The organism is Jatrophihabitans sp., from assembly GCF_036389215.1.
Classification (GTDB): Bacteria; Actinomycetota; Actinomycetes; order Mycobacteriales; family Jatrophihabitantaceae; genus Jatrophihabitans_A.
On record NZ_DASVQG010000068.1, the window covers coordinates 1 to 18,248 of the forward strand.

Sequence of the window (18,248 nt, forward strand, 5' to 3'; positions counted from 1 at the left end):
TCGTAGCGGAGCAGGATGCCCAGCGCTTCCAGGCCGAGGCTGTGCCGGTCGGTCGGCCCGCACGCCAGCACGACGGGCGGCCCTCGATGAGGTGCGGGCACCAGGACCTCATGACTCTGCAGCCATGCCCGGGCGCATTCGGTGGCGAGCCGCTCGGTCTCAATACTGCACTGCCCGCTCCGCCACAGCGCGCCGATGGCGCGCATCCCCGGCAGCAGCACGTCATCCAGGCAGTCGCCCAAACCACATGCTTCGGTGGCCTGCTCCAGGTGCACGCGCATCGCTGTCGGGTCATCGAGCAGGGCCGCCGACAGGAACCGGACGGCGAACTCTGCGCAGAGATCGTTCAGGCCGGCGCTCGCGCCCCGCTGGGATTGCTGACGATCCATCTACGGCGCCTCGTCGCAGCGGCCGTCGGGCGGCAGCACAGCGGGCAGACAGGGCACGGGAAACCTTTCAGCGGTTGGCCTGTCCATCCTTCTGAGCGTGCGGCCGCCGCGACAAGGGAGCACTCGCACAAGAACCGCGATGCATAGTTTGAGACCGGCTTGCAGCCACCATCTCGGGGGAGTATTCAAGCGGGCTCAGCAGGAAGTCCCTGGTGAGCGTTCGCACGGCACGGTGTCCGCTGGCATCGGACCGGACCACAAGTCGGAGACTTCCTATGAGCACCCAAGCCGCGCCCTACCTCGAGCACCGCCCGGCCGCCGATGCGGGATCGGAGCTGGAACCGATCCTCCGGGCCCTGGACGGGTTGGTGGCTTCCGCTGAACCCGCAGTCGTGTTCACCAGCGTCACCCGGCTGTGCGTGCCGCTGCTGTGCGATGCCGCCACCGCCACCGTTCTTACCGCCGATCAGCAGGCATACCAGACCAAATGGCCCTGGAATCAAGCCGACCTGGAGGATTCCGCCCTCGTCAGGGAGGCGATGGCGGGCAGGCAGGTGATCAGCCACAACGCGGTGCTGACGCCGATAGCCGGCCTGAGCGCCGAAGGCCTCCTCGACTACCAGGGTGTTCTGACGCTGAACTTCCACACGGCCAGCCCGGGCCCCAGCCACGCTTTGCTGGCCCGGCTCGTCGTCGAGCGCGCGGTGGCGGTCATCGAGCGGGAGCGCCTCATCGACATCGTGACGGCCCAGCAGGCCCAAGCCGACCACCTGCGCATCGCCTTGACCACCAATCGGCAGATCGGGACCGCCATCGGAATACTCATGGCCAGCCGCAAGCTGACCAGCGACCGCGCTTTCGACGTGCTGCGTGAAGCCAGCCAGCACGGTCACCGCAAGCTTCGCGACATCGCATCGGAGGTCATCGACACCGGAACGATCGAGCTGCCTGTCGGCGTCACCCGGCTGCCGCGGCCCCCGGCCAGCCCCCGGAACGGGACCGGAACAGCAGTTCGCCGGCCCAGCCCGCGGCCATTGCCGCCGCCCCACGCTCCGCGGCCTTGACCGACCCGTCGATGCAAGCGCGGTCGATGCAAGCGCGGTCGATGCAAGCGCGGTCGAGCGAGTCCCGGTCGATCGAGGACCGGTCGAGCGAGTCCCGGTCGATCGAGGACCGGTCGAGCGAGGACCGGTCGATCGAGTCCCGGTCGAGCGAGTCCCGGTCGCGACACTGGCACGCCACGATCGTCACCCGGCTGCAGGCCGGTGACCCAGTCGCCCTGACGGAACTGTACGACGCGACCTCGGCCACCATCTTCGCCTACGCCTTGCGGACGGCCACCTGCCGTGACGACGCCTGGGAGGCCACGCTGAACGCCTACCGCACCGCCTGGCAGGCTCCACAGCTCCTTGCCGACGTGCGAGTGCCGGTCGAGCTCAGGCTGGCATCCTTCATCCGCTGCACCTCACCGGTCAGCAGCCCGGTTCAGGTCACCAGGACCCAGTCGCGAAAGCTTCCGTAGGACCTGATGAATTCGGCTGCGTCCCTGAGAACACCCGATACCCGGGCACTGCCTGGTCCAGCCAGGTGATCGCCGGCGATACCGGCGGCCAGGTCAAGGTTTCGCGCCAACCGCTCGATCGGAAAACCACGTGACTCCAGCACGCTGGCCAACCACCCGACGTCATTTCTCATGTCGCTGTCGTCGTTGACCGCCGCGACGGCCCAGTTCAGCAGGTGCTGGTTGTCGTGGACGCACCAGGCGTTGCCAGCCTCCCCGTAGCGCTCCGCCTCGTCAGGAAACTCCTCGCGGTAGCGGTGGCAGATCTGGGTGGCCAGCACCACGAGATCCAGCGCCTGGCCATCGGCGAGGGTGGCTGACACGGGTGCGGCGTCGCCGCCGCTGGGCGGCAGTAACGGTCGGGCACTCACTGGGCAACGACCTCATAGGTCTGGTGCAGGTGCTCGAGCCGCTCGAGCTTGATCGCCTTCTTCAGACCTGGATCCATCCGCCCGTGTGACACCCGGTGGTCTTCGCTTCTCATATACGCCGTGAAGCTGTCCCGGTCACGCCACCTGCTGACCATCAGCACCTCAGCGGGGTCACGGTCAGAACGCCAGACCTGCAGATCGATGAAGCCGTCGTGATGCTCGACCAAGCCCGCACGCTGGGTGAAGGCGGCGATCAGCTCATCGGAGCGATCGACCGCCACCCGCAGGCGCGACACCGAGACGTACATGTGCGGACCGGTCATGGGCTGTACCTCATGCTCTGGGTCGATCACGACAGGCTAACCCACGGGTACCGAGAAGGACGTTTCCCGGCTGGGATACTGGACCGGTGAGCCACCCCGAGCCCTACCCGGTGATCCCTACCGAGCTGTTGCCCCGGGACGGCCGGTTCGGCTCGGGACCGTCCAAGGTGCCGGCCGACACCCTGCGCCGCTTCGGCGAGCGGGCCGGCCGGGTGCTCGGCACCTCGCACCGCCAGCCGCCGGTGAAGTCGCTGATCGGCCGCATCCGGTTCGGGCTGGGCAGCCTGTTCCGGCTGCCGGCCGGCTACCAGGTGGTGCTGGGCAACGGCGGCTCGACCACCTTCTGGGACGCGGCGGCCTTCTCCCTCGTCCGGCAGCGCAGCCAGCACGTCAGCATCGGGGAGTTCTCGGCCAAGTTCGCCGCCGTCACCCACGGCGCGCCGTTCCTGTCCGAGCCCAGCCTGCGCACGGCGGCGCCCGGCTCGGCGGCGTACCCCGAGTACGAGGACGGGATCGACACCTACGCCTGGCCGCAGAACGAGACCTCGACCGGGGTGATGCTCGACGTCCGCCGGGTGGCCGGCGCGGAGGCGGCGCTGCACCTGGTCGACGCCACCTCGGCGGCCGCCGGGCTGCCGGTCGACGTCACCCAGACCGACGTCTACTACTTCGCGCCGCAGAAGGGCTTCGCCGGTGAGGGCGGCTTGTGGATCGCCTTCTTCTCCCCCGTCGCGCTGGAGCGGGCCGCCGAGCTGCACGGCTCGGGCCGGTGGATCCCGCCGTCGCTGGATCTGCTCACCGCCATCGACAACAGCGCCAAGGACCAGACCTACAACACCCCGGCGATCGCCACCCTGTGGCTGCTGGCCCACCAGATCGAGGACATGCTGCAGCGCGGCGGGCTGGCCTACAGCACCGGCCGCAGCGCCGAGTCCGCGGCCCGGCTGTACTCGTGGGCCGAGAAGTCGCCCTTCGCCGGCCCGTTCGTGGCTGACCCGGCGGTGCGCAGCCCGGTGGTGGCAACCATCGACTTCGCTGCCGAGATCGACGCCGGCCGGCTGGCGAAGGCCCTGCGCGCCAACGGCATCCTCGACACCGAGCCCTACCGCGGGCTGGCCCGCAACCAGCTGCGGATCGGGATGTACCCCGCCGTGGACCCCGACGACATCTCGGCCCTGACGTCCTGCATCGACTGGCTGGTGCCGCGGCTGGGCTGAGCTGGCCGGTGCGCGGGTTCTCTTGGGAGTAACCACGGCGTGGACAGTCACGTTCGTCGGCGGGTCACCGTATCGTCGCGTGCATGCGATTGCTCCGTCTGGTCGGTCCCTGTGAGGACGGCACGTCCGTGGTCGTGGAGGCCGTCGACCCCGGCAGCCTGGAGGGTGAGCGTTTCGAGCTGTCCCTGGACGACCGGCTGCGCAACCTGGCCACAGAGCCGGCTTCGTCGATCGGGCCGGGCGAGCCGCGGCCCGAGGGCAGCGCTCCGGTCCCCACGCCGCGCGAGATCCAGGTGCGGGTGCGCGCCGGCGAGACGGCTCAGGCGGTCGCCGACGAGGCCGGCATCCCGCTGGATCGGGTGATGCGTTTTGCCTATCCGGTGCTGCAGGAACGGGTCCGGGTCACCGACGAGGCCCGCCGGGCCCGGGCCAGGCGAGGCGGTGACGGCCTGCTGGTGCCCTTCGGTGAACTGCTCGACAGCCGGCTGACGCGTCACGGAGTGGACCCGGCGACGGTGCGCTGGGATGCCTACCGGCGCGAGGACGGCGGCTGGACGGTCACCTCCGAATTCAGCTCGCACCAGCGCACGGTGCTGGCGAAGTTCTCCTTCGCCCTGCTCAACCGCACCGTGTCCGCCCTGGACGACATCGCCGCCGACCTGCTGTCCGACCGGCCGGTGCAGGCGCTGCTGCCACCGGCACCGCCCCCGGCTCCCGAACCGGTCGCCGAGGCACCCGCCGGGGACTGGGCGCCGGACTGGGAGGCCCCGCCCCCGCCCCGGCTGACCGCGGTACCGAACCCCAACCGGGTGGATGCGCCGCGGCCGCAGGAGACCAGCCCGGCAGTCCGGCCGCCCTCGCGCCGGCAGAAGGCGCATACCCGGCCGGTCCCGATCGACACCGACGACGAGCTGTTCGACCAGAACGCCTTCGAACAGCAGCCCTGGCACGAACCGCCGCTGCCCTTCGAGATGGGCACCGCCGGTGGGCGGGGAGCCCCGCAGCCGCCCGGCAACTCGTCGCGGCACCGGGCTCAGCAATCGGCGGATGATGCCGGCGCGCGTTCGGACCCGGCGGCGCTCGCACAACCGGAGATCGCCGCGGCCGGTGGTGCCGCCGCCGAGCGGGGTGACTCGGAGATGCTCGATTTCCGGAGCCCGGAGCTGGCGGTCGAGGTCGTCGACGTTGCCGGTGTCGAGGTTGCCGGTGTCGAGTCGGCGGACCCGGCCCCCGAGGTCGGCTCGGCCAGCAGTGCGGACCGGGCCACCGACGCTGCCGCCGGTCGACCGGAGGAGGTAGCCGCGCCGGGGGACCTGCAGAGCAGGCGAGGCCGGCGGTCCGGCGAGAAGCCGCGGATGCCGTCCTGGGACGACATCCTGCTCGGCGTCCGGCACAAGTCGGACTGAACCGAGCCGGCCGCCGGGAACGAACCAGCTCAGCCGGCCGGCCAACGAGACGAAGACCACGACCTGCGGCCATGAACAGCGCCTAAAACCATTGGCCCGTTGTCGGTGCGCCGTCGTAGGGTGAATCACCGTGGCACTCGGGGCGGACGACGCATCAGCGGCCGGCTCCCATGCCGGGGCGCACGCCTCCGTGCGCGACCTGCTGCGCCTGTGGCCCTGGCTGCGTCCCTATCGCGGTTACCTGATTTTCATGCTGGTGGTCGCCACGCTGGCCATGGTCGTCCAGTCGGTGCTCCCGATCATCACCGCCGCCCTCATCGACGGGCCGATCGCCCGGCACGAGACCTCCGGGATGTATCCCCTGATCGGCCTGGCGTTGCTGTTCGGCGTCCTCGAGGCGGTGCTGTTCGGCATCCGCCGGTGGGCGATGAACATCTCGTCGCTGGCCATCGAGACCGACCTGCGGCGGGACTTCTACCAGCACCTGCAGCGCTTGCCGGTCAGCTTTCACGACCGCTGGTCCTCGGGTCAGCTGCTGTCGCGGGTGACCAGTGACCTGAGCATGCTGCGCCGGTTCGTCGGCTTCATGGCCGTCTTCGTGGTGGCCAACCTGGCCGTCATCGTCGTCGTGCTGGCCATGCTGATCCGGCTGCACACCGTGCTGGGACTGGCCGTCTGCGTGGTGATGCTGCCGCTGGCTGTGGTCACCCGGTACTTCGAGCGCCGCTACAACATCGAGGCGCGTCGGGCGCAGGACCTGACCGGTGACCTGGCCACCGGCGTCGAGGAGTCGGTGCTGGGAATCCGGGTGGTGAAGTCCTTCGGCCGGCGTGGTCAGCTGCTGCAGAACTTCACCGGCGATGCCACCCGGCTGCGCGAGGCCGAGTTGGGAAAGAACCGGACGCTGGCCACCCTGTGGACGATCATCGGCACCTACCCGCAGCTGGTGCTGGCCGGTGTGACCTGCTTCGGGGTGCTGGCGGTCGCGAACGGCTCGCTGAGCCAGGGCGACCTGGTCGCGTTCATCACCCTGCAGCTGCGGCTGAACTGGCCACTGATGGCGATGGGCTGGCTGATCGCGGGCACCGAGGAGACCGTGGCGGCGACCGCTCGGCTGTTCGAGGTCTTCGACACCGCCAGCGACATCACCGATCCACCGTCGCCGGTACGCCTTGCCGGGCCGTGGAACCAGCCGGCCCGGTTGCAGTTCAGCGACGTTTGTTTCCGGTTTCCGGGTGCGGCCGAAGACACCCTGCACGGGCTGAACCTCGACATCGCACCGGGCGAGACGATGGCCCTGGTCGGTGCCACCGGCTCGGGCAAGACTGTGCTCACCTCGCTGGTCGGCCGGCTGCACGACGTCACCGGCGGCGCGGTCAAGATCGACGGCGTGCCGGTGAACCAGCTGAGCCTGGAGGAGTTGCGCCGGACCGTCAGCACGGCCTTCGAGGACGCCACCCTGTTCTCGGCCAGCGTTCGGGAGAACCTCACCCTGGGTCGCCCCGAGGCCACCGATGAGGAGGTTGCCGAGGCGATCGAGATCGCCCAGGCCGGCTTCGTGCACGAGCTGCCCTACGCCCTGGAGACCCGGGTGGGCGAGCAGGGCCTGTCCCTGTCGGGCGGTCAGCGCCAACGGCTGGCGCTGGCCCGGGCGGTGATCGGCCGGCCTCGGGTGCTGGTGCTCGACGACCCGCTGTCGGCGCTGGACGTCCACACCGAGTCCCAGGTGGAGAAGGCGCTGCGCCGGGTGCTGGGCGCGACCACCGCCCTGGTGGTGGCGCACCGCGCCTCGACGGTGCTGCTCGCCGACCGGGTGGCGCTGCTGGACGGCGGCCGGATCACCGCCGTCGGCACCCACAGCGAGCTGATGGCGACCAACAGCTCCTACCGGAACCTGCTGTCCCAGGACGCGTCCCAGGATGCCCAGGAGGTGTCGGTATGAGCACCGGGCTGTCCGGCACCCCGGCCACCGAGCGGCCCGACGACCCGGACGGGCAGGCACCGGCGGTGCCGGTCGTGCAATGGCGCGGCCGCTATGACCGCAAGGAGTCCGAGGACGAGCAGGCCGTGGTCGCGGAGGGCCGGCCGCGTCTGGACCCGGAGGCCCGGCGGCTGCTGTTCGAGCTGATCCGGCCCTACCGGCGCCAGGTCATCATCCTGCTGGCCCTGGTGGTCGGCCAGGTCATCACCACGATGGCGGCCCCGCTGCTCATCGGAATGGCCATCGACCACGGCCTACCCGATGCCCTGGACGGCAACTACCGGACCCTGATGCAGCTGACCTTGGCGCTGGTGACGGCTGCCACCGTCGCCGGCGGGCTGCAGTGGGTGTTCCTGCGCCGCACCGGCATCGTGGGCCAGGCGGTCCTCTTTGACCTGCGCCGCCGGGTCTTCGACCACACCCAGCGGCTGAGCGTCTCCTGGCACGAGCGGTTCACCTCGGGCCGGGTGATCAGCCGGCTGACCTCGGACATCGACACCCTGCGCGAGCTGCTGGACTCCAGCCTGGACGGCCTGCTGCTCTCGGTGCTCAACATCGTGGTGATCTCGGTCGTGATGCTGGTGCTCGACCCCTGGCTGGCCCTGATCGCCCTGATCGCCCTGATCCCGCTGTTCCTGCTGTTCCGCTGGTTCTCGGCCCACTCCACGGTGGCCTTCCGCCGCACTCGCGAGAGCGTGGCGCTGCTGATCGTGCAGTTCGTCGAGACCCTGAACGGCATCCGAGCGGTGCAGGCGTTCCGGCGCGAGCCCCGCAACGACGCCATCTTCGAGGTCCTGAACAACGACTATCGCGATGCCAACCGCAAGGTGTTCGACCTGCACGCGATCTTCATCCCGGGCGTGACCCTGATCGGCAACATCGCGACCGTGACGGTGCTGTTCATCGGCGGTTACCGGGTCGCCGAGGGTGGCCTGGCGCTCGGTGTGCTGACCGCCTTCCTGCTGTATCTGCGGGAGTTCTACGGTCCGATGGAGGACGTGGCGATCTTCTACAACTCGCTGCAGTCGGCGACCGCCGCGCTGGAGAAGCTGGCGCTGGTGCTGGACGAGGAGCCGTCGGTGCCCGCACCCGCGCATCCGGTGCCGTTGCCGCATCCCACCGCCGGTGAGATCCGCTTCGACTCGGTGGAGTTCAGCTACGACCTGAAGGCCGAGCGTCCCGTCACGGTGCTGCACGAGCTCGACCTGTGCATCCAGAGCGGCCAGACGGTGGCCCTGGTCGGTGCCACCGGCGCCGGCAAGACCACCATCGCCAAGCTGATCAGCCGGTTCTATGACCCCACCGAGGGCCAGGTGCGGCTGGACGGCGTCGCGCTGAACGAGCTGTCCGATCTCGACCTGCACACCGCGGTCGTCATGATCACCCAGGACGGCTTCCTGTTCTCAGGTTCGGTCGCCGACAACATCGCCTTCGGACGACCGGGCGCCACCCGGGCCGAGATCGAGCAGGCGGCCCGGGCAGTCGGAGCCGAGGAGTTCATCCGGCGGCTGCCGGCCGGCTTCGACACCGATGTCCGCAAGCGCGGTGGCCGGCTGTCGGCGGGGCAGCGGCAGCTGATCGCCTTCGCCCGGGCCTTCCTGGCCGACCCCGCGGTGCTGATCCTGGACGAGGCCACCTCCAGCCTCGACATCCCGACCGAGCGGGCGGTGCAGCGAGCGCTGCGCACGGTGCTGCACGGGCGCACCGCGCTGATCATCGCGCACCGGCTCTCGACCGTGGCGATCGCCGACCGGGTGCTGGTGCTCGACGCCGGCCGGGTCATCGAGGACGGCACCCCGGCGGACCTCATCGCCACCGTGGACGGCCAGTACGCCGCGCTGCACACCGCCTGGCTGGACTCGCTGGTCTAGCGGGCACTGGTGGAGCACCGGCTAGATCGGCGCGCCTGGCGACTCGGCGCCTGCTGCCGGGCGCCGGTATCGCGGGCGGCAGCCGGCACGGCGTCCTCTCTGAGCGCGCAATCCGGTTGACCGGCGCGGGACAGTCTGGTCATGACCAACGCCTTCGATCTGGTGGACGCCCAGCTCCGTTCCTGGGTCGAGGAGCGGGACTTCTCCGGCATTGCCGCGGTCCGCCGCGGGGGGATCGTCGAGTTCGAGGGCTGCTACGGCCTGGCGAACAGGTCGGACTCGGCGCCGATCACCCCGCGGACCCGGTTCGCGCTTGCGTCGGTGTCGAAGATGTTCACCGCGGCGGCCGTCGCCACGCTGGTCCGGGACGGACGGGTCGCGTTCGACACGCCCGTGGTGTCTGTGCTGCCTGCGGACCGCCGGCCGGCCACGCTGCAACCGGACGTGACCGTGCACCACCTGCTCACCCACACCTCGGGCATCGCCGACTACGCCGAGGAGGAGGACGAGGACTTCGACTACGGCGCGTTGTGGGCAGACCGGCCGGTGGCCGGGATGCTGCGGCCGGCGGACTTCCTGCCGCTGTTCGGCGACCTCGAGCCCTACCGGCCGCCGGGCGGCCCCTGGCAGTACTCGAACGCCGGCTTCATCGTCCTCGCGCTGATCGTCGAGGAGCTGGCCGGGCAGCCGTTCGCCGAGGCCGTCGGCGAGCGGGTGCTCGGACCTGCGGGCATGACCGCGAGCGGTTACTTCCGCTCCGACGAGGCACGGCCGGACATCGCGGTCGGATACCTGGAGCGGGCCTCCCGCGACGAGCCGTGGCGCACCAACGCGCACGCCATACCGGTCGTCGGCGGCGGGGACGGCGGGGCGTACTCGACCGCAGCGGATCTCGACCGGTTCCTCCGCGCCTACGACGACGGCTCGCTGTTCGGGACGGCGCTGCGGGACGAGATGCTGACGGCGCGCGCGACCGTCGGGCCGAGGGCCGAGTACGGCTACGGCGTGTACCTGTCAGGCGGGTGCTTCGGGCACGCCGGCGGTGACCCGGGCGTGGCCGCGATCGCGCAGCGGCTGCCCGCGGCGGACCTGTCCGTCGCGGTGCTGTGCAACGTGGAGGCGCCGGTCGTGGCCGTCCACAACCAGCTGCTGGCTGCGGCTACCGGAGCCTGAGGATCAGGCGGCGGCGTGCTCGCTGACCGCCCCGCCGACCGGCTCCAGCGCCAGTTCCAGCACCTCGCGCACGTCGCTGACCGGGTGCACGGTGAGCGCCTCCCGCACCTCGGCAGGCACCTCGTCCAGGTCCGGCTCGTTCCGGCTCGGGATGAGCACGGTGGTGATGCCCGCCCGGTGGGCGGCCAGCAACTTCTGCTTCAGCCCGCCGATCGGCAGCACCCGCCCGGTCAGTGAGACCTCACCGGTCATGGCCACGTCGGAGCGGACCAGCCGGCCCGACAGCAGCGAGGCCAGCGCCGTGGTCAGGGTGATGCCGGCGCTCGGGCCGTCCTTGGGTACCGCGCCGGCCGGGAAGTGGATGTGCACCCCGCGGTTGGCGAGCTCGGACACCGGCAGCCGCAGCTCGGCCCCGTGCGAGCGCAGGTAGGACAGCGCGATCTGCGCCGACTCCTTCATCACGTCGCCCAGCTGCCCGGTGAGCCGCAGCTCGGTCGGGCCGGTCTCGGCGTCGGCCAGCGAGGCTTCCACGAACAGCACGTCACCACCGGCTCCGGTCACCGCCAGGCCCGTCGCGACGCCGGGCACCGCCGTCCGCTCGGCGGTCTCCGGAGTGTGCCGGGGCCGTCCGAGGTAGTCGCGCAGATCCTCCGGACCCACCGTCACGGCTTCGGCGGAGCCCGCGCCCTCGGAAGCCTCGCCCAGCGCGGCCCGCGCGGTGATCTTGCGCAGCACCCGGGCGATCATCCGCTCCAGGTCACGCACCCCGGCCTCCCGGCTGTACTCGCCGGCCAGCCGGCTCAGCGCCTCGTCGGTGAAGCTCACCTCGGCCGGCGTCAGGCCGGCCCGCTCCAGCTGCCGGGGCAGCAGGTGGTCCCGAGCGATGGTGACCTTCTCCGCTTCGGTGTAGCCGTCCAGCTGCACCAGCTCCATCCGGTCCAGCAACGGGCCGGGGATCGAGTCCAGCACGTTCGCGGTTGCCAGGAACAGCACGTCGGACAGGTCCAGCTCGACCTCGAGGTAGTGGTCGCGGAAGGTGTGGTTCTGCGCCGGGTCCAGCACCTCGAGCAGCGCCGCGGTGGGGTCACCGCGGTAGTCCGCGCCGAGCTTGTCGATCTCGTCCAGCAGCACCACCGGGTTCATCGAGCCGGATTCCTTGATCGCCCGGACGATCCGGCCCGGCAGCGCGCCGACATAGGTCCGGCGGTGACCGCGGATCTCGGCCTCGTCACGCACCCCGCCGAGGGCGACCCGGACGAAGTTGCGGCCCATCGCCCGGGCCACCGACTCACCGAGCGAGGTCTTGCCGACGCCGGGCGGGCCGACCAGCGCCAGCACCGCGCCGCTACGGCGGCCGCCGATCACGCCGAGCCCCCGGTCCGCGCGCCGCCGGCGCACCGCCAGGTACTCGATGATCCGCTCCTTGACGTCGTCCAGGCCCGCGTGGTCGGCATCCAGCACCGCGCGTGCCTCGGCGATCTGGTAGGCGTCCTCGGTGCGGGTGTTCCACGGCAGCTCCAGGACGGTGTCCAGCCAGGTGCGGATCCAGCCCACCTCAGGGGACTGGTCGGAGGTCCGCTCCAGCTTGTCCACCTCGGCCAGCGCGGCCGTCCGCACCTTCTCGGGCAGGTCGGCCGCCTCCACCCGGGCCCGGTAGTCCTGCTCCTCCGAGGCTGGAGTGCCGTTCAGCTCGGCCAGCTCCTTGCGGACGGCGGCCAGCTGCTGGCGCAGCAGGAACTCGCGCTGCTGCTTGTCCATGCCCTCCTGGACGTCCTTGCGGATGGTCTCCGCGACGTCCAGCTCGGCCAGGTGCTCACGGCTCCAGGCGACCAGCTTGCGCAGCCGCTCGGTCACGTCCGCGGTTTCCAGCAGCCAGACCTTCTGCTCGTTGCCCAGGTAGCCGGCGTAACCGGCCAGGTCGGCCAGGGCCGCCGGGTCGGTCATCGACTGCACAGTGTCGATGAACTGGAAGGCGCCCCGCTGCTGCAGGATGGTCGTCGCGATCGACTTGTACTCCCGCGCCAGCTCGGCGAGCTCGCGCGGATCGCCGGCCGGGGCGCTCAGCTCGGTGGCCTCCACCCACAGCGCCGCCCCGGGACCGGTGGTGCCGGTGCCGATCCTGGCCCGTTGGATTCCCCGCACCACCGCGGCATGCTCGCCGCCGCGTAGCCGGCCGACCTGCTCGATCACCCCGATGGTGCCGAAGCCGGAGTACTTGCCGTCCAGCCGCGGCACCAGCAGCACCTGCGCCTGGCCGCCGTCCTGGCCGGTGCCGCCGGTGGCCGCCTGCGCGGCCTCGACGGCGGCGCGCGCCTCGGAGTCGGTCATCGGAACCGGGACGACCATCCCGGGCAACACCACCACGTCGTCCAGCGGCAGCATCGGTAGTGGAGAAGTCTCAGCCATCTTCGTCCTCACTGTCAGGTGGCTTCAGAGAACTTGAGCCACACTGACTCAACTCGACCATGAGGAGGTTTGTTTCGCTGCCGTGTTCGCTGGCAGAGATCACCCTCACCCCGGACGGGGCCGTGGCGCTGGGAAGAAAGAGCGAGTGCATACCGATGGGTATGCAGAGCCGCTATCCTCGAACCATGACCATCCAGATCGCCATCCGACTCCACGAGGAGGAACTTGCGGCGCTGGATCGTGAGGTGGCCGAAGGCCGGGCCGCCAGTCGCGCCGACGCGGTCCGGCGCAGCATCGCCTACCTGGAGCGCGCTCAGCGCTACCGCGGGGAGGAGGAAACATTGCTCAGGCTGGCCCGCAATGCCGACGTGGTGTATCCCGACCTCGAGGTGGTGTACGACCTACCCCATCCGAAGCTCGACTGAATGCGCTCCATCGCGGTGGTGCGACTCGACAAGCCACGACCGGCCCTCATCCTTACCAGGCCGGCGGTACTGCATCTGCTCAGCTGGGTAACGGTCGCACCGATCACCAGCACCATTCGCGGCCTGACCAGCGAAGTGCCGGTCGGCAGCCGCAACGGTCTCGACCACGACAGCGTGGTCAGTTGCGACACCATCACCACCGTTCGGCGGGACGCGATCGGAGCAACCATCGGGCTGCTGTTCGACGATCAGGAGCCGGCGCTGGCCAGGGCCATCAGCGACGCGTTCCAGCTGTACCTCGGCTGAGCCGCAGCGACTGAACGACCCCAGCCGGAGCGGCCATCGGTCTAGCCAGACCGGCCAGCCGGGAGGGCCGGCCGGTCCCGAGCGCTAGTTACGGCTTGACGACCAGCGCGCTTCCGCCACCGAGCCGGACGGGCTCCGCCGCGGCCTGGAACCGGTTGCCCGGCAGGAACTGGATGCCGGTGGCATTACCGATGAAGTTGTCCCGGGGCAGCACCGGCCCGGTCTGCTCCCGGAACTGCTCGCCGTACTTCGCCGTCAGCGCACCAGCCTCCGGGGTGGCCAGGAAGGCCGGCTCGGCATCGGTCAGCGCCCCGTTGCGCTGGCTGGCCCGCGGCGCGGCGATCGCCTGCGGCAGGCTCATCCCGAAGTCGATCCGGTTCACCAGGATCTGCAGCACGGTGGTGATGATGGTGGCGCCACCCGGCGAACCGACGGTGAAGTACGGCGCACCGTCCTTGAACACGATGGTCGGGTTCATGCTGGAGCGCGGCCGCTTGCCCGGTGCCGGCAGGTTGGGGTCATACACGCCGGGTGCCGACGGGGCGAAGTCGAAGTCCGTCATCTCGTTGTTCAGCAGGAAGCCACGGTTCGGCACGGTGATGCCGCTGCCGGCAAGCTGCTCGATGGTGTTGGTGTAGCTGACGATGTTGCCCCACTTGTCCGCGGTCACCAGGTGGTTGGTCTGGGTGCCCTCGTGCACCGGGTTCTGGGTGGCGGCGGGCGCCGAGCAGCCGGTGTACGGCGGGAACGGCTTGCCGGGCGCGGCCGGCGAGGTCAGCGCGGTGGTGCCCACCAGGCAGCTGCGGGTGGCGGCGTACGCCGGGTCCAGCAGGCCGGCCTGCGGCACCGGTTCGTAGTCGGCATCACCGATGTAGGCGTTGCGGTCGGCGAAGGCCAGCCGGGACGCCTCCAGGTAGTGGAACAGCGCCGCGTCCCGCGGTTCGGTGGACAGGTTCCAGCGGCTCAGGATGTTGAGCGCCTCGCCGGTGGTGATGCCACCGCTGGACGGCGGGGCCATCCCGTAGACGTCCAGGCCGCGGTAGTTGACATGGGTCGGCGTGCGCAGCTTGGCGACGTAGTTGGCGACGTCGCGGGCCGTCATGATGCCGGGCCGGACGGTGACCGGGCTGCCGGAGTACACCGGCGGGTGCTGCACCGTACGGGCGATCTCGGCACCGAGCTTGCCCCCGTAGAGGTAGTCGGCCCCGTGGCTGCCCAGCTTCTGGTAGGTGCGGGCGAGGTCGGGGTTGCGGAACTTGGAACCGACCGGCAGCGGCTGCCCGTTCTTGAGGAACAGCTCGCGGCTGCTGGTGAAGGCCTGCAGGGCGGTCAGCGCCTTCTGCTCCTGCTCGTTGAAGTCGCGGGTGACGGTGAAGCCGTGCTTGGCCACCGAGATGGCCGGCTTCAGGTCGGCCTTCAGGCTCTTCTTGCCGTACAGGTCGACCGCCTTGGCCCAGGTGGCGACCATGCCCGGCACGCCGACCGACAGGCCCGAGATGCGGGCGTCCTGGAAGGGGTACGGCTTGCCGGTGCTCGGGTCGATGAACAGGTTGGGCGTGCAGGCCGCCGCACATGTCTCGCGGCCGTCGATGGTGATGACCTGCTTCGTCTTGGCCAGGTAGATCATCATGAACCCGCCGCCGCCCGGGCCGGCCACGAACGGCTCGGTCACCCCGAGCGTGCTGGCCACCGCCACCGCGGCGTCGATGGCGTTGCCGCCGGATCTGAGGATCTCGATGCCGGCCTTGCTGGCGTTGAACTCGGCCGAGGCGACCGCCCCGCCACTGCCGGTGGCCACCGGCACCTTGGAATAGCTCGGGTGGGACGATTTGGCTACCGCGGAGGAGCCGGTCGAGACGAGTGCGGTGGTGGTCATTGCCGCGACCGCCACCGATGCCGTGATCAGACGAGAATGCACTTCGGGACCCCCAGGGGAAGGAATGGGCATTGATAGCCGTACTCGGCTGCCCCACAGGTGTCAACAGATGGTGATCACAGCTCAACAGCAACCATACGAAGTGTGGAATACGACGGCCTGGAGCGGGAATGTGGCCGTTCGGCGGGGGGTCCGCTTGATCCCGGCGCCTCAGCCGGTCAGGTGCGCCAGAGCCACCGCGCCGGCCGTCGCCACATTGAGCGAGTCGACCCCGTCCGCCATCGGGATCCGGACCCACTCGTCGGCGGCGGCCAGCGCGGCCTCGGAGAGCCCCGGGCCTTCGGCGCCGAGCAGCAGCGCCCAGCGATCCGGGCGGTCCAGCCGCGCCAGCGCGGTGGCCGAGGGTCGCGGCGTCATCGCCAGCAACCGCACGCCGGCGTCACGCAGCAGGTCCAGCGACGCCGGCCAGGGCCGGTCGAGCACCGCGAAGCCGACGCCGAAGACGTGACCCATCGACACCCGGACGCTGCGCCGGTACAGCGGGTCGGCGCACTGCGGGTCCAGCAACACGGCATCGACGCCGAAGGCCGCGCAGTTGCGGAACACCGCTCCGAGGTTCTCGTAGTCGTTGATCGACTCCAGCACCACGAACCGGCTGCCGGCAGCGATCAGTGACCCGGCGGCCACGGGCGGGGGCCGGTCGGCCGAGGCCAGCACGCCCCGGGTCACCCGGAAGCCGACCACGTCCGACAGCGCCCACTTGTCGAGCTCATAGACCTCGGCGTCGAGGCCGGCCAGTACCGGCGCCAAGGCCTCGAGTCTGGCCGGCACGCCGGCCACGGTCCGGATCCGGTAGGGCGAGCGGGCCAGCCGCTGCACCACGTTCACGCCTTCGGCGATGATCACGCCGCGTTGGGGCTCCCGGTCGGCCCGCATCAGATCCCGGAAGTCGTCCAGCCTGGGGTCGGTGGCGTCGGAGATCAGCTGGGCCCGGGTGACGGCGTTCATCTGAGGGAGCCGGTCACCTGAGAAGCCGGTGACTCGAGGAAGCCGGTCACCTGGGGAACGGGCGCGGCACCCGCAGCCGGTCCCTCAGCTGGGCAGATCCGACGTGGCGGTGCCGGGACAGGTAGCCGGCGACCAGCAAGGTTGCGACCAGGCAGATCAGCCCGCCGCCGAGCATCCCCCAGCGTGGGCCGAACACCTCGGCGGTCCAGCCGACGATCGGCGCACCGACCGGCGTTCCGCCCATGAAGCACAGGATGTAGAGGCCCATCACCCGGCCGCGCATGGTCGGATCGACGCCCAGCTGAACCGTCGCGTTGGCCGACTGGGCCATCGTGATCATGGTGAAACCGGCCGGGATCAGCGCCACCGCCGTCAGGCCCAAGCTCGGCATCAGCCCGGCCAGCAGCTCGGCGAGGCTGAAGGCCAGCGCCGCGCCGATCAGGAACAGCCGGGTGGGCCGGGTGCGCCGGGTGGTGGCAGCCAGCGCCCCGAGGGTGGCGCCGATCGCCAGCATGGTCGACAGCAGCCCGTAGGAGTCAGCGCCGCGGTGGAACACCTGCTTGGCGACCAGGGCGATGCTGATCTGGTAATTCATCCCGAACGTGCCGACGATGAACATCAGCAGCATCGGCAGGATCAGGTCCGAGCGCCTGCTCACGTAGCGGACCGCCGCCCGGTACTGCCCGGACTGGCGTTGCACCGGGTCGCTGACGAACAGCTCGGCCGAGCGCATCAGCGACAGGCCGGCGAGCACCGCGAGGGACGACACGGCGTTGCCGAGGAACGCCCAGCTGGTACCGAAGGCCGAGATCACCAGACCAGCGATCGCGGGCCCGACGATCCTGGCCAGGTTGAAGCTGGTGGAGTTCAGCGCCACCGCGTTCGGCAGGTCGGCAGGCCCGACCATCTCCACCACGAAGGCTTGCCGGATCGGGCCGTCCAGCGCCGAGAACACACCGACGATCGCGGCGAGCACCAGGACATGCCAGAGCGCGATCACGCCGCTGACATCGAGCAGTCCCAGCACCAGCGCGGCGATCCCCATCCCCGCCTGGGTGGCGAGCATCAGCTTGCGCTTGTCGCCGCGGTCAGCCAGCGCACCGCCGTAGAGCGAGAGCAGCAGGGCCGGACCGAACTGCAGCGCCGTGACGATGCCCAGCACCGTGCCGGAGTTGGTCAGCTGCAGCACCAGCCAGTCCTGGGCGATCCACTGAGCCCAGGTTCCGGTCAGCGAGATCAGCTGGCCGAAGAAGTACAGCCGGTAGTTGCGCACCGCCAGCGAGCGCAACGGGTCCCGCCAGCTCCGCGCCGGCCGGTGAGGGGTCTCACCCGCCGGAGCGGGACCCACCGGCGGGAGACCGACCTCCGCGGCGGCCTCCTCGTCCGCGGCCTGGCCTGCGGCATCGCCAGCCAGTTCTTCCGCGGCCGGCTCCTCGTCGGTGGCCGGCTCGTCAGCGGCGGCGCCCGAAACCTCTAACGCCGTCACTCCGATCCCAGCCTGTCCAGGACTTCGACCGCCTCACCGAGCTTGCGGAGATCCTCTGCCGAGAACTCGACCAGCCGCTTGGCCAGCCACTGGTCCCGGGCCCGGGTCTCCTCGGCCAGCAGTTCACGTCCGGCCTGGGTGATCGCGATGATCGACTGCCGCCGGTCCTCCGGTTGGGAGGAGCGCTCCACCCAGCCCGCACTCTCCAGCGACGCCAGGATCTTCGTCATCGACGGCGGCTGCACCCGCTCGATCGCGGCGATCTCACCGGCGCTCATCGGCCCGCACTTGCCCACGGTGGACAGCGCCGAAAGCTGGGACAGCGTGACCGCGGTGTTCACCCGCTGGGAGCGGAGCCGGCGGGCAGCGCGCAGCAGCGACAGCCGCAGCGCCGAGGCAAGTTCGGCGTGGTCCGGCGGCATGTCACTCACGATTATTAGCCTAGCTAA

General features: G+C 70.5%; 17 protein-coding genes. 9 read left to right on the forward strand and 8 right to left on the reverse strand.

Annotation, left to right across the window (positions count from 1 at the left end; genetic code table 11):
* Positions 1-389, reverse strand: a 389-nt coding sequence (locus tag VF542_RS03115) for a B12-binding domain-containing protein (RefSeq protein ID WP_408650246.1), incomplete at its 3' end; no start/stop codon positions are given.
* Between the two features lie 275 nt (positions 390-664).
* Here VF542_RS03115 and VF542_RS03120 point away from each other — a divergent pair.
* Together VF542_RS03120 and VF542_RS03125 are read left to right on the forward strand one after the other, a co-directional pair.
* Positions 665-1,453 carry an ANTAR domain-containing protein gene (locus VF542_RS03120; protein ID WP_408650247.1) on the forward strand — a complete coding sequence of 263 codons (789 nt, stop codon included), beginning with the start codon at positions 665-667 and terminating at the stop codon, positions 1,451-1,453.
* Between the two features lie 41 nt (positions 1,454-1,494).
* A complete protein-coding gene (locus tag VF542_RS03125; RefSeq protein WP_408650248.1) occupies positions 1,495-1,911 on the forward strand; it encodes a hypothetical protein in 417 nt (138 codons plus the stop codon).
* Here VF542_RS03125 and VF542_RS03130 read toward each other — a convergent pair.
* Together VF542_RS03130 and VF542_RS03135 are read right to left on the reverse strand one after the other, a co-directional pair.
* On the reverse strand, positions 1,875-2,273 hold the full coding sequence (locus VF542_RS03130; RefSeq protein ID WP_408650249.1) for a hypothetical protein: 399 nt from the start codon (positions 2,271-2,273) through the stop codon (positions 1,875-1,877). The genes VF542_RS03125 and VF542_RS03130 overlap by 37 nt on opposite strands.
* 44 nt (positions 2,274-2,317) lie before the next feature.
* Positions 2,318-2,644 (reverse strand): antibiotic biosynthesis monooxygenase family protein, encoded by a 327-nt coding sequence (locus VF542_RS03135; RefSeq protein ID WP_408650250.1) that lies wholly within the window; start codon positions 2,642-2,644, stop codon positions 2,318-2,320.
* Positions 2,645-2,730: 86 nt separating this feature from the next.
* On the opposite strand from VF542_RS03135, the gene serC reads away from it, so the two are divergent.
* From serC to VF542_RS03160, 5 genes are all read left to right on the forward strand, one after another.
* Positions 2,731-3,861, forward strand: coding sequence for a phosphoserine transaminase (gene serC, locus VF542_RS03140; RefSeq protein ID WP_408650251.1), 1,131 nt, complete (start codon positions 2,731-2,733; stop codon positions 3,859-3,861).
* 83 nt (positions 3,862-3,944) lie between these two features.
* Entirely contained in the window at positions 3,945-5,267 is a 1,323-nt protein-coding gene (gene sepH / locus VF542_RS03145) for a septation protein SepH (RefSeq protein WP_408650252.1), read from the forward strand.
* Positions 5,268-5,397: 130 nt separating this feature from the next.
* Complete coding sequence (locus VF542_RS03150) at positions 5,398-7,209, forward strand: ABC transporter ATP-binding protein (protein WP_408650253.1); 1,812 nt, start codon at positions 5,398-5,400, stop codon at positions 7,207-7,209.
* Entirely contained in the window at positions 7,206-9,119 is a 1,914-nt protein-coding gene (locus VF542_RS03155; protein ID WP_408650254.1) for an ABC transporter ATP-binding protein, read from the forward strand. Before VF542_RS03150 ends, VF542_RS03155 begins: the two co-directional genes overlap by 4 nt.
* A gap of 141 nt (positions 9,120-9,260) precedes the next feature.
* Positions 9,261-10,292 (forward strand): serine hydrolase domain-containing protein, encoded by a 1,032-nt coding sequence (locus tag VF542_RS03160; RefSeq protein WP_408650255.1) that lies wholly within the window; start codon positions 9,261-9,263, stop codon positions 10,290-10,292.
* A gap of 3 nt (positions 10,293-10,295) precedes the next feature.
* Here the strand turns inward: VF542_RS03160 and lon are convergent, their stop codons facing one another.
* Positions 10,296-12,698, reverse strand: a complete 2,403-nt coding sequence (gene lon / locus VF542_RS03165) for an endopeptidase La (RefSeq protein ID WP_408650256.1) — start codon at positions 12,696-12,698, stop codon at positions 10,296-10,298.
* A gap of 185 nt (positions 12,699-12,883) precedes the next feature.
* Between lon and VF542_RS03170 the strand changes: the two genes are divergently transcribed.
* Together VF542_RS03170 and VF542_RS03175 are read left to right on the forward strand one after the other, a co-directional pair.
* Positions 12,884-13,123, forward strand: coding sequence for a hypothetical protein (locus VF542_RS03170; protein ID WP_408650257.1), 240 nt, complete (start codon positions 12,884-12,886; stop codon positions 13,121-13,123).
* Positions 13,124-13,429, forward strand: a complete 306-nt coding sequence (locus tag VF542_RS03175; RefSeq protein WP_408650258.1) for a type II toxin-antitoxin system PemK/MazF family toxin — start codon at positions 13,124-13,126, stop codon at positions 13,427-13,429. It abuts the gene before it with no gap.
* A gap of 88 nt (positions 13,430-13,517) precedes the next feature.
* On the opposite strand, the gene ggt is transcribed toward VF542_RS03175, so the two are convergent.
* From ggt to VF542_RS03195, 4 genes are all read right to left on the reverse strand, one after another.
* Positions 13,518-15,305, reverse strand: a complete 1,788-nt coding sequence (ggt, locus tag VF542_RS03180; protein ID WP_408650259.1) for a gamma-glutamyltransferase — start codon at positions 15,303-15,305, stop codon at positions 13,518-13,520.
* 210 nt (positions 15,306-15,515) lie between these two features.
* Positions 15,516-16,313 (reverse strand): TrmH family RNA methyltransferase, encoded by a 798-nt coding sequence (locus VF542_RS03185; protein WP_408650260.1) that lies wholly within the window; start codon positions 16,311-16,313, stop codon positions 15,516-15,518.
* Positions 16,314-16,359: 46 nt separating this feature from the next.
* The gene (locus VF542_RS03190) at positions 16,360-17,799 is read right to left on the reverse strand and encodes an MFS transporter (protein ID WP_408650261.1); all 1,440 of its coding nucleotides are present in this window, start codon (positions 17,797-17,799) and stop codon (positions 16,360-16,362) included.
* Complete coding sequence (locus tag VF542_RS03195) at positions 17,796-18,221, reverse strand: MarR family winged helix-turn-helix transcriptional regulator (protein ID WP_408650271.1); 426 nt, start codon at positions 18,219-18,221, stop codon at positions 17,796-17,798. Before VF542_RS03195 ends, VF542_RS03190 begins: the two co-directional genes overlap by 4 nt.
* Positions 18,222-18,248: the final 27 nt, after the last annotated feature.

Excerpts from the sequence above, each read along its gene's own strand:
- VF542_RS03120 (WP_408650247.1), top strand. The coding sequence starts at position 665 with ATGAGCACCCAAGCCGCGCCCTACCTCGAGCACCGCCCGGCCGCCGAT.
- VF542_RS03125 (WP_408650248.1), top strand. The coding sequence starts at position 1,495 with ATGCAAGCGCGGTCGAGCGAGTCCCGGTCGATCGAGGACCGGTCGAGC.
- VF542_RS03135 (WP_408650250.1), bottom strand. The coding sequence starts at position 2,644 with ATGACCGGTCCGCACATGTACGTCTCGGTGTCGCGCCTGCGGGTGGCG.
- sepH (WP_408650252.1), top strand. The coding sequence starts at position 3,945 with ATGCGATTGCTCCGTCTGGTCGGTCCCTGTGAGGACGGCACGTCCGTG.
- VF542_RS03155 (WP_408650254.1), top strand. The coding sequence starts at position 7,206 with ATGAGCACCGGGCTGTCCGGCACCCCGGCCACCGAGCGGCCCGACGAC.
- VF542_RS03160 (WP_408650255.1), top strand. The coding sequence starts at position 9,261 with ATGACCAACGCCTTCGATCTGGTGGACGCCCAGCTCCGTTCCTGGGTC.
- lon (WP_408650256.1), bottom strand. The coding sequence starts at position 12,698 with ATGGCTGAGACTTCTCCACTACCGATGCTGCCGCTGGACGACGTGGTG.
- VF542_RS03170 (WP_408650257.1), top strand. The coding sequence starts at position 12,884 with ATGACCATCCAGATCGCCATCCGACTCCACGAGGAGGAACTTGCGGCG.
- VF542_RS03175 (WP_408650258.1), top strand. The coding sequence starts at position 13,124 with ATGCGCTCCATCGCGGTGGTGCGACTCGACAAGCCACGACCGGCCCTC.
- ggt (WP_408650259.1), bottom strand. The coding sequence starts at position 15,305 with ATGACCACCACCGCACTCGTCTCGACCGGCTCCTCCGCGGTAGCCAAA.
- VF542_RS03185 (WP_408650260.1), bottom strand. The coding sequence starts at position 16,313 with ATGAACGCCGTCACCCGGGCCCAGCTGATCTCCGACGCCACCGACCCC.
- VF542_RS03195 (WP_408650271.1), bottom strand. The coding sequence starts at position 18,221 with ATGCCGCCGGACCACGCCGAACTTGCCTCGGCGCTGCGGCTGTCGCTG.